The organism is Enterobacter cloacae complex sp. BZL2005, from assembly GCF_049238885.1.
GTDB classification, from domain to species: Bacteria; Pseudomonadota; Gammaproteobacteria; order Enterobacterales; family Enterobacteriaceae; genus Enterobacter; species Enterobacter roggenkampii.
This window is the reverse complement of sequence record NZ_JBMKGI010000002.1, coordinates 467,298-481,678: the sequence shown is the minus strand read 5'-3', so window position 1 is coordinate 481,678 and position 14,381 is coordinate 467,298. Positions and strand designations below refer to the sequence as shown.

Annotated in this window: 12 protein-coding genes; 3 read left to right on the top strand and 9 right to left on the bottom strand. The window is 56.0% G+C overall.

Annotated features, from left to right (window positions below; genetic code table 11):
• Window positions 1–129 precede the first annotated feature (129 nt).
• The 3 genes from rsuA to ACOTXI_RS06730 all read left to right on the top strand — a co-directional run bounded on the left by rsuA (window position 130) and on the right by ACOTXI_RS06730 (window position 2,672).
• Window positions 130–837 carry a 16S rRNA pseudouridine(516) synthase RsuA gene (gene rsuA, locus ACOTXI_RS06740; protein WP_021241522.1) on the top strand — a complete coding sequence of 236 codons (708 nt, stop codon included), beginning with the start codon at window positions 130–132 and terminating at the stop codon, window positions 835–837.
• A 15-nt stretch (window positions 838–852) separates the two neighbouring features.
• On the top strand, window positions 853–2,049 hold the full coding sequence (locus ACOTXI_RS06735) for a Bcr/CflA family multidrug efflux MFS transporter (RefSeq protein WP_058654853.1): 1,197 nt from the start codon (window positions 853–855) through the stop codon (window positions 2,047–2,049).
• A gap of 278 nt (window positions 2,050–2,327) precedes the next feature.
• Window positions 2,328–2,672 carry a YejG family protein gene (locus ACOTXI_RS06730; protein WP_008500952.1) on the top strand — a complete coding sequence of 115 codons (345 nt, stop codon included), beginning with the start codon at window positions 2,328–2,330 and terminating at the stop codon, window positions 2,670–2,672.
• A gap of 3 nt (window positions 2,673–2,675) precedes the next feature.
• On the opposite strand, the gene yejF is transcribed toward ACOTXI_RS06730, so the two are convergent.
• From yejF to ACOTXI_RS06685, 9 genes are all read right to left on the bottom strand, one after another.
• Window positions 2,676–4,265: a microcin C ABC transporter ATP-binding protein YejF gene (gene yejF, locus ACOTXI_RS06725; protein WP_103786734.1), complete on the bottom strand. Its 1,590-nt coding sequence runs from the start codon at window positions 4,263–4,265 to the stop codon at window positions 2,676–2,678.
• 1 nt (window position 4,266) lies between these two features.
• On the bottom strand, window positions 4,267–5,292 hold the full coding sequence (locus tag ACOTXI_RS06720) for an ABC transporter permease (protein ID WP_058654856.1): 1,026 nt from the start codon (window positions 5,290–5,292) through the stop codon (window positions 4,267–4,269).
• The gene (locus ACOTXI_RS06715) at window positions 5,292–6,386 is read right to left on the bottom strand and encodes a microcin C ABC transporter permease YejB (protein WP_008500949.1); all 1,095 of its coding nucleotides are present in this window, start codon (window positions 6,384–6,386) and stop codon (window positions 5,292–5,294) included. The genes ACOTXI_RS06720 and ACOTXI_RS06715 overlap by 1 nt, the downstream gene beginning before the upstream one ends.
• Before the next feature lie 9 nt (window positions 6,387–6,395).
• Window positions 6,396–8,201, bottom strand: coding sequence for an extracellular solute-binding protein (locus ACOTXI_RS06710; protein WP_008500948.1), 1,806 nt, complete (start codon window positions 8,199–8,201; stop codon window positions 6,396–6,398).
• A 73-nt stretch (window positions 8,202–8,274) separates the two neighbouring features.
• On the bottom strand, window positions 8,275–9,831 hold the full coding sequence (locus ACOTXI_RS06705) for a cyclic di-GMP phosphodiesterase (RefSeq protein WP_008500947.1): 1,557 nt from the start codon (window positions 9,829–9,831) through the stop codon (window positions 8,275–8,277).
• Window positions 9,832–9,958: 127 nt separating this feature from the next.
• A complete protein-coding gene (mepS, locus tag ACOTXI_RS06700) occupies window positions 9,959–10,528 on the bottom strand; it encodes a bifunctional murein DD-endopeptidase/murein LD-carboxypeptidase (protein WP_008500946.1) in 570 nt (189 codons plus the stop codon).
• Window positions 10,529–10,943: 415 nt separating this feature from the next.
• Window positions 10,944–11,657 (bottom strand): phosphatase PAP2 family protein, encoded by a 714-nt coding sequence (locus tag ACOTXI_RS06695; protein WP_165602948.1) that lies wholly within the window; start codon window positions 11,655–11,657, stop codon window positions 10,944–10,946.
• A 33-nt stretch (window positions 11,658–11,690) separates the two neighbouring features.
• Window positions 11,691–12,677: a CobW family GTP-binding protein gene (locus ACOTXI_RS06690; protein WP_058654861.1), complete on the bottom strand. Its 987-nt coding sequence runs from the start codon at window positions 12,675–12,677 to the stop codon at window positions 11,691–11,693.
• Between the two features lie 122 nt (window positions 12,678–12,799).
• Window positions 12,800–14,266 carry a mannitol dehydrogenase family protein gene (locus ACOTXI_RS06685; protein ID WP_058654863.1) on the bottom strand — a complete coding sequence of 489 codons (1,467 nt, stop codon included), beginning with the start codon at window positions 14,264–14,266 and terminating at the stop codon, window positions 12,800–12,802.
• Between the last annotated feature and the right edge of the window lie 115 nt (window positions 14,267–14,381).

The window sequence follows — 14,381 nt, the reverse complement described above, 5'->3', positions numbered from 1 at the left end:
TAGATAGTATGCCACGAAACTTTTTCCCTTGAGTGGCGCAACCAGACCATTATACTGAACCGTTCCAGACTGCTTCTATTTTCGGACCTGTTGTCCGACTTCCTGCACCATTAAGGCTAAAAAGATTTCATGCGACTTGATAAGTTTATCGCTCAGCAACTCGGCGTAAGCCGCGCTATTGCCGGGCGCGAAATTCGCGCCAGCCGCGTTACCGTGGATGGCGACATTGTGAGAGACAGCGCGTTCAAACTGCAACCTGACCATCAGGTGGAGTATGACGGCAATCCGCTGACCCAGCAGCACGGTCCTCGCTACTTCATGCTCAATAAGCCGGAAGGCTACGTCTGCTCAACGGACGATCCGGATCACCCGACGGTGCTCTATTTCCTCGACGAACCGGTGGCGCACAAGCTGCATGCCGCAGGCCGCCTCGATATCGACACCACCGGTCTGGTGCTGATGACCGACGACGGTCAGTGGTCGCACCGCATCACCTCTCCACGCCACCACTGCGAGAAAACCTATCTCGTGACGCTGGAGTCACCGGTGTCGGATGACACGGCTGAGCACTTCGCGAAAGGCGTGCAGCTGCATAATGAAAAAGATCTGACTAAGCCGGCGGTGCTTGAAGTCATCACCCCGACGGAGGTCCGTCTGACCATCAGCGAAGGGCGCTACCATCAGGTGAAACGTATGTTTGCCGCGGTGGGGAACCACGTTGTTGGCCTGCATCGCGAACGGATTGGTGCGATTGAACTCGATCCCGACCTTGCGCCAGGCGAATACCGTCCGTTAACGGAAGAAGAGATCGCCAGCGTCGGTCTGCCTTCGCACTAATTTCAGGAGAACCCTGTGACCATCAGGCCACACTCGTCGTTCAAAATCGTCTTCATTCTTGGCCTGCTGGCCATGCTGATGCCGCTGTCTATTGATATGTACCTGCCCGCGCTGCCGGTCATTTCCGCGCAGTTTGGCGTCCCGGCGGGCAGCGCGCAGATGACGCTCAGCACCTATATTCTCGGCTTTGCCCTCGGCCAGCTGTTTTATGGCCCGATGGCGGACAGCCTTGGACGCAAGCCCGTCATTCTGGGCGGGACGCTGGTCTTTGCGGCCGCAGCGGTTGCCTGTGCGCTGGCCCAGACCATCGATCATCTGATCATCATGCGTTTCTTCCACGGTCTGGCGGCGGCAGCGGCAAGCGTGGTGATTAACGCCCTGATGCGCGATATCTACCCGAAGGAAGAGTTCTCCCGCATGATGTCGTTCGTGATGCTGGTGACGACGATTGCGCCGCTGCCGGCGCCAATGGCGGGTGGTGCGGTGCTGGTGTGGTTCAGCTGGCATGTGATTTTCTGGATCCTGGCCCTGGCCGCGCTGCTGGCCTCGGCAATGATCTTCTTCTTTATAGATGAAACGCTTCCCGTCGAGCGCCGCCAGAAGTTTCACATCCGTACCACCATCGGCAACTTTGCCTCGCTGTTTCGCCACAAGCGCGTGCTCAGCTATATGCTGGCAAGCGGGTTCAGCTTTGCCGGAATGTTCTCTTTCCTGAGCGCCGGGCCGTTTGTCTACATCGAGCTTAACCACGTGTCGCCGCAGCACTTCGGCTATTACTTTGCGCTTAACATCGTCTTCCTGTTCATCATGACCATCATCAACAGCCGCTTTGTCCGGCGGGTGGGGGCGCTGAACATGTTTCGCGCGGGGCTGTGGATCCAGTTTGTGATGGCGATCTGGCTGGTGGTGAGCGCGTTTCTGGGCGTGGGCTTCTGGGCGCTGGTGGTCGGCGTAGCGGCCTTTGTCGGCTGTGTGTCGATGGTGTCGTCCAATGCGATGGCGGTGATCCTGGATGAGTTCCCGCACATGGCGGGGACCGCCTCTTCCCTGGCGGGGACGTTCCGCTTCGGCATCGGCGCTATCGTTGGCGCGTTGCTTTCGATGGCCACCTTTACGACGGCATGGCCGATGCTGTGGGCGATGGCGTTTTGCGCAACCAGCTCGATACTCTTCTATCTTTACGCCAGTCGACCGCGAAAAGCGGCCCACTAAAACACAGAGAAGGCCCGGCAGGGCCTTTTTTGTTGATACATATCAACCAAACCCCGTTCGTTTATGCTGTGTTTGTTTATTTTATGTAAAATCTATTTGTGTAAAAAGTCACATCATTGTATTCAAAAAGGTTGAGTTAGATCGCAGAAACGGGTACATATAGCGCCGACGCGAGCCTGAATACCGATAAAAAAGTGCTGAATAGTGCAGGCTGGCGATGATGTGTTACTATAAATGTAAATAAATTGTGAAGTAAATTTTGCTTCCGGGGAACGAACGTGAATACATTACAACTTTCTATTGTCCATCGCTTGCCCCAGAGCTATCGCTGGTCGGCGGGTTTTGCTGGTTCGAAAGTTGAACCGATTCCGCAAAACGTCGCGGGCTGTGAAAACTGCCTGGTGGCGCTCAAGCTGCTGAGCCCGAGCGATGAAAATGCATGGCGGGTGATGGAGCGTCTCAGTCAGGCCCTGACGGATATCGAAGTGGACAGCTCCGTGCTGGAATGCGAAGGGGAGCCGTGCCTGTTTGTGAAAAGCCAGGACGAGTTTGCTGCCACCTGCCGCCTGAAAAATTTTGGCGTTGCTATTGCAGAGCCTTTCTCCGGCCAGTATCCATTCTGAGCGCTAGTCTGACGACAACAGCTGGCGCGTGTAGCGCTGCGTTGGCGCGCTAAATACGCGCTGGCAATCACCCTGCTCGACCACCTCTCCCTGTCGCAACACAATCACCTGATGGCATAACGCCCGCACTACCTGCAAATCATGGCTGATAAAGATATAGGCCAGCCGGTGCTTTTCCTGTAGCCCTTTAAGCAGCGCCAGGATCTGCGCCTGTACGGTCCTGTCCAGAGACGACGTCGGTTCATCCAGAATAATTAGCTCTGGTTTCAGGATCAGCGCGCGGGCAATGGCGATACGCTGGCGCTGCCCGCCGGAAAATTCCGCAGGATAGCGGTGGCGCGTCTCGGGATCTAAACCCACTTCAACCATTACCCGCATGACCTCCTGCTCGCGCTGCTGCGCGCTCAGGCCGGGCTGATGGACGCGCAGGCCCTCTTCGACAATCTGTAACACGCTGAGCCGCGGGTTAAGCGAGGAGTTGGGATCCTGAAAGACCACCTGCATGCGAGGACGTACGGGCAGCATCTGCCGCCGGTTCCAGCGGTGCAGCGGCATGCCGTCAAACAGGATTTCGCCCTGTGAGGCAATTAAGCGCAGCAGCGCCAGACCGGTGGTGCTTTTACCCGAGCCGGATTCGCCCACCAGCCCGAGGGATTCGCCCGGGCGCAGCGAGAAGCGGATATTTTTTAACACCGGGTTGCGATCGACAATGCGGCGCAGAATACCTTTGCGGATCGGGAACGAGACGGACAGATCCTCAACGCGCAGCAGCGGCGTGCTGTCAGCGTCGAGGGGAACCGGGTCGCCGGAGGGTTCGCTGTCGAGCAGGCGCTGCGTATAGGGGTGCTGTAGGGCACTCAGCAGCGTGGACGCCGTATTCTGTTCAACACAGCGGCCGTTTTGCATCACCGCGACGCTGTCGGCCAGCTTTCTCACAATGCTCAGGTTGTGCGTGATAAACAGCAGGCTCATGTTTAGCTCGTCACGCAGGTCCCGCAGCAGCGTCAGTATTTGCGCCTGTACCGTCACGTCCAGCGCCGTTGTGGGCTCGTCGGCAATCAACAGCTCGGGGCGCGTCAGCAGGGCCATGGCGATCATCACGCGCTGGCGTTCGCCGCCGGAGAGCTGATGCGGAAAATCATTCAGCCGTTTGGCCGCATTGCGTATGCCTGTGCGTTCAAGACAATCCAGAATTTCTCCCCGCGCGGCCTCTTTGCGCATCCCACGGTGCAGGGAGAGCACTTCATAGAGCTGTTTTTCCAGGCTGTGCAGCGGGTTAAGCGACACCATCGGTTCCTGGAAGATCATCGCGATTTTGTTGCCGCGAATGCCGCGCAGGGTCTGTTCGTCGGCGTGCAGCAGCGAACGGCCGTGAAAAAGGATATCCCCTTGCGGGTAGCTCACCGGCGGAGAAGGCAGCAGCCGCAGGATGGAGAGCGCCGAAACGCTCTTGCCTGAACCCGACTCACCCACCAGGGCCAGCGTTTCACCGCGCTGGATCTGCAGCGTCAGGTCGCTGACCACGGTGCGCGTCTCGTCCTGTTTTGAAAAGGCAATCGACAGGTTATCAATACGGAGCAGGGGCTGGGTCATTTTAAACCGCCTTGTTCGGATCAAAGGCATCGCGCACGGCTTCGCCAATAAAAATCAGCAGCGACAGCAGCACGGCCACGGAAAGAAAGGCGGCGATGCCTAACCACGGCGCCTGCAGGTTGTTCTTGCCCTGCAGCAGCAGTTCGCCGAGGGACGGGGAACCCAACGGTAGCCCGAAACCGAGAAAATCCAGTGAGGTGAGGGTGGTGATGGAGCTGCACAGAATAAACGGCAGGAAGGTGAGCGTTGCCACCACGGTGTTGGGCAGCATATGGCGGAAGATGATCCCGCGGTCGCTCACGCCAAGCGCCTGCGCGGCGCGAATATAGTCGAAATTACGGGTGCGCAGAAACTCGGCCCTGACCACACCGACCAGCGCCATCCAGCCGAACAGGACGGTGATGCCTAATAGCCACCAGAAGTTGGGCTGTACGACGCTGGAAAGCAGGATGATCAGAAACAGCGTCGGCATGCCTGACCAGACCTCAATCACCCGCTGGCCCCAGAGGTCAATTTTCCCGCCGTAGTAGCCCTGAATGGCGCCCGCCACGACGCCCATCACGCTGGAGAAGATCGTCAGCATCAGCCCAAAGAGAAGCGAAATACGCGTGCCATACAGGATGCGCGCCAGCACGTCGCCGCCGTTTGCATCCGTTCCCAGCCAGTTTTGCGCGGAGGGCGGGGAAGGGAAGGGGGTCGTGGTGGCGAAGTTAATGCTGTTTGCGCCAAAACGCACCGGCGCCCAGAGCGCCCAGCCGTGCTGCTCAATCTGCTGGCGAAGCCACGGGTCCTGATACTCTGCCGGCGTCGCAAACGGGCCGCCAAAGTCGCTTTCGTTGTAATTGGCGATGACCGGCACGTACCAGCGATCGTTAAAATGCACCAGCAGCGGTTTATCGTTAGCGATCAGTTCTGAAAACAGGCTTAAGACAAACAGCACGGCAAAAATCCACAGCGACCAGTAGCCGCGGCGGTTGTGGCGAAAGCGGGCCCAGCGGGCCTGGTTGACGGGGCTTAAACGCGGCATCATCGGCCCTCAAAATCGATTCGGGGATCGACCAGCGTATAGCTGATATCGCTGATGATATTCAGCAGCAGGCCAATCAGGGTGAAAATATAGAGCGTGCCGAACATTACCGGATAATCACGCGACACGGTGGCCTCATAGCCCAGCAGGCCCAGACCGTTAAGCGAGAACATCACCTCTATCAGCAGCGAGCCGGTAAAAAACATACTGATGAACGTGGCCGGAAATCCGGCGATCACCAGCAGCATGGCGTTGCGGAACACGTGCTTCCACATGATCTGCTTTTCGCTCACGCCTTTAGCGCGGGCCGTGACGACGTACTGTTTACGAATTTCATCGAGAAAGGCGTTTTTGGTCAACATGGTCAGGGCCGCAAACCCGCCAATGACCGTGGCCAGAACCGGCAGCGTGATATGCCAGAGGTAGTCGGTGATTTTCTGGTACCACGGCAGGGAGCTGAAATCGGCGGAGACGAGCCCCCGCAGCGGGAAGAGATCAAAATAACTGCCCCCGGCAAAAAAGACGATCAGCAGAACGGCGAACAGAAACGCCGGGATGGCATAGCCGATAATGATGAACGTGCTGCTCCAGATATCGAACCGGCTGCCGTTGTACACCGCTTTGCGGATCCCAAGCGGTATAGAGACCAGATAGATGATCAGCGTACCCCACAGCCCGAGCGTGATCGAAACCGGCAGGCTTTGCTTGATCAGCGTCAGCACTGACGCACTGCGAAACAGGCTATCGCCAAAATCAAAGCGGATGTAATCCCAGAGCATCTTGAAATAGCGCTCGTGAATCGGTTTATCAAAGCCGTAGCGGTGGGTGATCTCGGCGATCACCTCCGGATCCAGCCCGCGTCCGCCGCGGTAATGGCTTTCGCTGATATTCCCTACGCCAGTTCGCGCATGGCTGGCGCCCATCCCTTCGCCGCCGCCGCCCGGCATGCCGCCGCTGTTGCCAAATTCAATGGCGGCAATGGCCTGATCGACCGGCCCGCCAGGAGCGATTTGCACAATAAAAAAGTTAATCGTGATGATGGCCCACAGGGTGGGGATGACCAGCAGCAGACGGCGGAGAAGATAGGCACCCATGATAATTCCTTATCGCCGTTCAGCGGGAAGTCTGGCGGCTTTGTTAACGTCATACCACCAGGTGTCAAAGCCCAGAGAATAGACTGGGCGCACGGCAGGCACGGAGAACTTATCCCAGCGCGCAAGGCGATCTTCGCCCATATACCACATCGGCAGCATGTAGTAGTTCCAGGTTAAGACCCTGTCGAGGGCGCGCCCGAGCGGCACGAGCTTGTCTTTATCCCCCTGCGCCGCCACGATTTTCGCAATCAGCGCATCAATCGCCGGGCTTTTTACCCCCGGCGCATTGTACGAGGAGTCGATGTAGCTGGAGGCCCAGGAGATTTGCAGGTCCGAGCTAGGCCACGGCTGCGCGGGCCACAGGCGCTGCATCATGTCGTAATCACGGCTGCGCATGCGGCTGGTGATCTGCGCGTTATCGACCTGGCGAATGTTCATGGTCACGCCCAGCCGCTCAAGGTTGTGCTTAAACGGCAGCACCCACTGGTCGTTGCCCCCGGACGAGAGCAGCAGCTCAAAGCTGAGTGGCTTGCCCGTTTTGGCATCCACACGTTTTTGGTTCTTCAGGTGCCAGCCTGCGTCATCCAGCAGCTTGCTGGCTTTGAGCAGGTTGTCGCGGTCGTAACCGTCACCCTTCGATGCGGGCGGCTGAAACACCGTTGTAAACACCTCTGGCGGTACCTCTGCTTTAAGGGGGGCCAGCAGGACCAGTTCGTCGGCTTTCGGATAATCACGCGCGGCGTATTCGGTATTCTGAAAATAGCTGTTGGCGCGGCTATAAGCCCCGTAAAACAGCGCTTTGTTCATCCACTCAAAATCAAAGGCCAGGGAGATGGCTTCCCGCACCCGGCGGTCATTAAATACCGGACGCTGAATATTAAACGCCAGCCAGCGGGTGTCCTGGGCAGATTCATTTTTGTGTTCGTCTTTGACGATATAGCCTTTGGCGAAATTTTTGCCGATATAGCGGGTCGCCCAGTTTTTAGCGCTGCTCTCGACGCGCAAATCGAATGCCCCGGCTTTGAACGCTTCAAACGCCACGTTATCGTCGAGGTAGTAATCATAGCGAAGGGTGTCGAAGTTCCAGCGTCCGCGGTTGACCGGCAGATTGGCCGCCCAGTAGTCTTTGACGCGGGAATAGACGACATATTGCCCCATGCGCCAGTCGGTAATGCGGTAGGGGCCGCCAGCCAGAGGAGGCGTTGAAAGCGGGTCGCTCAGCTTATGATTTTTCCAGAACGATTCCGGCATCACCGGCAGCGAGAACAGGCTGAGCATATTCTCTTTGTTCGGTTCGCTCAGCTCAATGCGCACAGTGAGCGGCGCGATGGCTCTGACCGACGCGCCTTTATATACGATGCGGAACTGGGGGACGCCTTCGGTCATGAATTTATGGAAGGTGAACGCAACGTCGCTGGCCTTCACCGGTGTGCCATCGTGAAAACGTGCCCGCGGGTTCAGCGAGATTTCCGCCCAGGCGAAGTTATCGGCGTAACGCACGTTCTCGGCAATGAGCGGATAGTAGCTGCCGGGCTCGTCATCGGAGGTGACAAAGAGCGTATCGTAAAGCGATTCCGTACGCGCGGCCGCCACGCCGCGCAGGGCGTAGCGGTTGAAGTTGTCGAAGGTTCCCGTGGCGGAAAGCGTGACCTTACCGCCTTTTGGCGCGGCTGGGTTGACGTAATCGAAGTGCGTAAAATTGACCGCGTATTTCGGCTCGCCAATCACCGCGAAGGCGATATTCTCTTTGATGGTTTGCGCCTGGCTGGACAGGCTCGTGAATGCCAACATCAGCAACATAAAGCGCATAAGCATCTCGCGGCAGCTCCCTCTCTACAGACCGGCTCGGTTAAGCTGAATAATAAGTGACGTCACGGGCAATGTGAAATTAATCGCCTTCGGGCGAAATATCAGGCCGCCATTCGCGGAACTGCGCCAGCGGCATCGGGCGGCTAATCCAGTATCCCTGCAGGAAGTTAACGCCGTGTTCGCGCAGCCAGGCCGCCTGTTCCGGCGTCTCTACCCCTTCGGCGACGGTCGACATATTCAGTCGTCTTGCCAGCGTCAGAACGGCATCCAGCACCGGCGACGTCACGGTCTCGGTACCGATCGCATTAACAAAACCACGGTCGATTTTGAGGTAATCCATGGTGAAATGCTCAAGGTAAATCAGCGCGCTGTGGCCGGTACCAAAATCATCAATGGCGATTTCAAACCCTTCGTTATGCAGCCATTCGAAAAGGGTGTTGGCTTCCCGATGGTTGAGCATATCGCGCTCGGTAATTTCCAGCACGATCTGGAAGTAATCCGGCGGCAGCAGGGCTTTGAAGGTGCGCATATCGTCCTTGAAGCTTTCCGCATGCAGATGCCCCGGTGCAATGTTAATACCCACCTTTGCGCCCGGAGGTAACAGCGTTTGTAACACAGGAGCATCGTGAATGATAAGGTCAAAGAGATGCAGCGTCAGCGGGACAATCAGCTTCTGTGCTTCGGCAAAATTGATAAACGCGTCCGGCGGAATTTCCCCCATTGTCGGGTGTTTCCAGCGCATCAGGACTTCAAGCCCGGTCATCCTGAGCGATTTGGCATCGACGACGGGCTGATAAACCACATAAAACTGACCGCGCTTGATAGCGCTTAAAATTTCTTTACCCGGGTTGAGCCGAATGCTGAGGATGTAGTAGTTAAGCGATCCGGCACAAATCCCGCATACCAGCCCGAAGAACAGCGCGTAGAGAATTTCATCGCTGGTCCATGCGTCCGCATACAGGTTGATGGTCAGGGGGAGGTCTTTCAGCGTCGCCGTGCGGACCGGGATGTCATGCAAGTCGCGGGTATGAACCAGCGTGCTGGACCGCGTCGACAAGGCGTTATCGCCGATAATGATAGCGATACCCGCGAACTCGTCCTGGCGCTCAGTATAGAGCAGGTAAGGCGTTAGATTAATATTCACAGAAGTGAACACCCCGCCGTCCTTCACTAATGGGTTGCGGTACCAGATCGCAATCGCAGGTTCATCAGGCAGCATGGGGGTACCCGGAAGCAACGCCATATCGATCTGTTTATTGATGTTCAGCTCAGGTATGAGCGTCTCCATCGGGGCATTCATCGGGCCTGTTGCCGAGGAGCAGAATGCCATTTTGTCCCGGACCAGCAGGAAGGCGCGAACGTTAATGCTGAAGGCCGCGCGTGAGGTGAGTTCCTGGTTGACGTCCTGGCACGTGTTCAGCGTGAGAGGCTGGAGGACATTGACCGCTTTTTTCAGGTCTTCGAAATAGCTCCCCATGTAGGCGCTCACATCATTCACCAGGGTGTCGAATTTGACTTCCCGCTTGTGGTAACTCCACGAAAATTGCAGGGAACCCAGGAGCAGGGCGGTGATGAGACCCGTGATAATACTGAGGATCAGTATTTTACGATTACTGGAGAAGTAGCGGGTGAGCATAGACGTCGTGATTCCTGAAAAGCCGCTTGATGTATTCAGTGTAACGGGCAAAAAAAAACACTGCCGAAGCAGTGCTTTTTTTCATCATATCGCCAGCCAAGGGATAACCAACGATACAATAGTTATATTAACTGCGGGTCAGTACGCGGCGCGCTTCGTTATAACGCTTCTTCCAGTACGGTTCGTTCATGCTGGAAATGGTCACACCGCTACTGGTGGAGGCATGTACGAACTGGTCATTACCAATGTAGATGCCAACATGTCGACCGGTAGAACCGGCACGGAACAGAACTAAATCACCGGTGCGCAGTTTGGTACGTGAAATCGACTTGCCCATCTCCTGCTGTTCATAGGTTGAACGCGGAAGATCTAACCCAAATTGCTCGCGGAACGTACGCTGTACAAAACCGGAACAATCAATACCTGTTTTCGTGCTGCCGCCAAGACGATAACGCACGCCTTTCCAGTCAGCATACTGGTCCATAATGCGGGACTTCACGTCCAGATTACGTACCATATTTTCAAATTCATCCTGAGAGGCTTGCAGTGAAGAGGAATCTTCCATTCCCACAACACGCGTCTCAGGATGCATATTCTTCGCGGTGTTCGATGTACTACATGCAGATAACAGTACCGCGACTGCTATCGCCGGGATCCCCCGCAAGATATATCTCAGAAACGGTTGAGATTTGACCATTTTGTTTATTTTCCCTTGAAGTCCTTAACGACAAATATCGTTATAAAAATGCCAAACGTGACGAGACTAATTATCTGTTCACATCGAGACAATTCTTTCTGGTCACATTTGTGGCATAGCGCACAAAATTATTCACCATCGAAATAATTATCCCTATGGGGCAAAACGAGTTCGAGATTAACCGATTGCCAGGGGTATTGCGAGTAAAAAAAGCCTTTTTTTTATAAGAAAATGTGATACAGAAAGTAAAAATCCGTAATTGCTTAAAATGCGGTCAGATCCGACGCGTGATCGCGCAATTGCTTCATTTTTATCATGAATGTGATGACAGGAATATGACAGAGGGAAAAGATCGTGGCGGGAAGGCTATCGGGGATCATGTCGATCCCTGATAGCTCACGTTAATTTAGGTTAGTTATTTGTTTAATTGTTGTTGCGCCTTACCGGGAAGATAGCGATCGAACAACGTTATTATCCTGTCGCTTAGCGGGGTCATTAAACACCACGGCAGCGCAATCAGCGCAACGGAGAGCGAACCGACAGCAATATCGGTGAACCAGTGAGCGCCAATCATTACGCGCGGGAAGGCAAAAACCACAAAAATAATCAGGGCTATGGCAAACGCTTTTCGGCCGAAATAGCGAAGCATGACTGCGGAAAAAATGAGCAGCATCATGCCGTGATCGCCGGGGAAACTGTCCTTCGACGCATCTTTTGTTGGAATATGCAGCAGCTCACTGACGCGATAAATATCGGTGAAAAAGAGCGTAGGGCTGGAACGCTTAACCGGAATAATCGCGGTAGCCAGCTGATTAATGACGACAGCAAACAGCAGCATTACCAGACCGATAATCAGAATACGCCGACGTCCCGCTTTATCCTCTTTCAGCCAGAAAGAGAGCATCAGGCAGCCCATGGCCAGCAGCGAGAAGCCGTCGAAGGCGCGGTTGTTGGTGATGGCCACCAGCCACAGGAATGCGTCGCTCTTCACCAGCGCCTGGTTGAAGAAGTGAAAGATGCCAGAATCCAGGGGGAACCAGAAACCATGATTCGCCGGGATATACCAGGAGAAGAAAAGCGCCAGACCGGCGACATTAAGCAGTAATATCAGGGGAAATCGAGTTGTCATAACGTTCTGCATAGAGTGAAAACTGGGGCAACGTTAGCCGCCCGAACTTAAACGAATCCTCAACAGGCTGGACTGGAGGGCATTCCAGTCGGCGTTAACCGCACTAATTAACTCTATTCGGCTGTCAGGCGGCGCCACGTTCTGCGTTTCAATGAAGAAATCGTCGCCCTGGCGGTTGATCCGCACCAGTCCGTCCGGCGTGCGCATGATCCCTTTCACGCGATCGACGGGCGCAAGGCGGGCCCACTCCAGGATCCCAATGGTGTCAAAAACGGTTTCAGCATCGAAAATCCATCCGCAGGCCTGGTATCCCTGGCCGCTGTTCAGGTTACGACGCCAGCGCTGGTGCTCCGGCAGACTCAGGGCTGCCAGACCCTGCTTAACCGGATGGCTGTGCGCATGATCCGCGCTGGCGGGCAGCTCGGTGAGGTTCAGACGAGGCAGGTCAAGCAGGGCGCTATCAATATTCCCCTGCGTGGCCTGCACCCGCGTGCGATTGCCGCCAAAATGGTGCCACCACGCCTCCAGCGCGGCCTGGCTTTCTGGCGTGGCGCGATCTTCCTTGTTGGCGACGATAACGTCCGCCGAGGCGAGCTGATCGCGGAAGTTCTCGTTGGCCACCGCCTTGTCATCCAGAAGCTGACGCGGATCGAGCAGGCACAGGGTGGCGCGCAGATCGATCCACGGCTCGTAAACCGGGGCGGTCAGTAAATCGAGGATCTGCTTCGGGTGGCCCAGCCCGGTGGGCTCAATCAGCAGGCGGTCGGGTTTGCCCTGACGCAGCAGGGTATTGAGCCCTACCTGCATCGGCAGGCCATTGACGCAGCACATGCATCCGCCGGGGATCTCTTTAATCATCGCGCCGCTGGATGACAGTAACGCGCCGTCAATGCCCACCTCGCCAAATTCATTGACCAGCACGGCCCACTTCTCGGCCGGATCTTTATTCGCCAGCAGGTGGAGAATTGAGGTGGTTTTACCGCTGCCGAGAAAACCGGTGATGAGGTTGGTTTTGGTCACGTGCGCTCCGGATGAGAATGATGATGCGATAACACTGTTCTCTATCCTGGCGAAAAACGTGACCTGTGAGAAGGGGAAGGGCGAACGGAGGCTTTATCCGTTCGCGTTAAGCGCAACAATCGTTAAATATTTAACGTTTCGATAACAGCCTGACGTGCGCCGTGACGGGTGATGCGCTGATAGGCCTGGCTAACAGCCTCAACAAAAACACGATTGTGCGCGAGATCGTGACCAAACACTTCGCTCAGCCCCAGCAGCGCGGGGACGCGGTCGATGTCGCTGCTGGCGTTGACGATCGTGCGGATTTTATCGCTGAGGGGATCGCGAACGTCAATCGCGTTGCCGCGCTCGTCGGTGCCGCTGACGTAGCGTATCCAGCCTGCCACGCCCAGGGCCAGCAGCGGCCACGGCGTGTTTCGCTCAAGATGAACGCGGATCCCGTCCAGCATTCTTTGCGGAAGCTTCTGGCTACCGTCCATCGCGATTTGCCAGGTCCGATGCTGGAGGGCCGGGTTGGCAAAGCGTTCGATCAGGCTATCGGCATACGCGGTGAGGTCGACATCCTTAATCCGTAACGTGGGGGCCTGCTCGTTCAGCATCAGCCGACGGGCGGCTTCTCGGAACGCTGCATCCTCCATGCATTCATTAATATGCGCGTAGCCGGCAAGATACCCGAGATACGCCAGGAAAGAGTGGCTGCCGTTGAGCATGCGTAATTTCATCTGCTCCCACGGCAGAACATCCTGCACCATCTGGACACCCGCCACTTCCCACTCGGGACGCCCGGCGACAAAATTATCTTCCACGACCCACTGAATGAACGGCTCGCAGCTGATGGCGCACGGATCTTCCACGCCGAGCGCGTCGGTGATTTCCGCCAGCGAGGCCTCCGTTGCGGCGGGCACAATCCTGTCGACCATCGTCCCCGGGAAACTCACGTGGCTATCAATCCATTCAGATAACCCTGCGGAACGTTTTTGCGCCATGCCCAGCACCGCGTTTTTCACCACGTGCCCGTTGTCCGGGATATTGTCGCAAGAGAGCACGGTAAAGGCGGGCAGGCCGCGCTCGCGGCGGCGGTGGAGGGCTTCGACCAGGATCCCAGGGGCGGAATGTGGCTCTGAGGGGTTTTCAAGGTCGTGGACGATCCGGGGGTTATTCAGGTCGAGTTTCCCGGTCGCGGGATCGATGCAATAGCCTTTTTCTGTGATGGTGAGCGAGACAATCGCGACCTGAGGTTCGCAAAATTTCTCAATAATAGCGGGCAGGGAGTCCAGCTTTGCGTTCAGGCATTCATGGACGGCACCGACGATAATCGCCTCATTTCCTTCAGCCCCTTTTTCCAGCACGGTGAACAGATGATCCTGCGCGCGCAGCTGGCTCATCAGCACATCGCCGCTGAAGAGGCTAATCTCACAAATTCCCCAGTCGCCGCCTTTTTCATTCAGCACCCGATTTGTTAACAAGGCCTGGTGCGCACGGTGAAACGCGCCAAAGCCAAAGTGGACGATGCGGGAGCGTAATGACTGGCGATCGTAGCGAGGTTGCTGAACCCGGGCAGGAAGGGCGGTGGAGGCAATTGTCTTCATGAGATACACCTGATTAACCATTAATTAACAATGCCAGTGTAAAGTTATATGACAGCAAATAAAATTGGTGAGCCGTAAATATCCTCGTTATGTGAGTTTGATCAATCAATGTGTG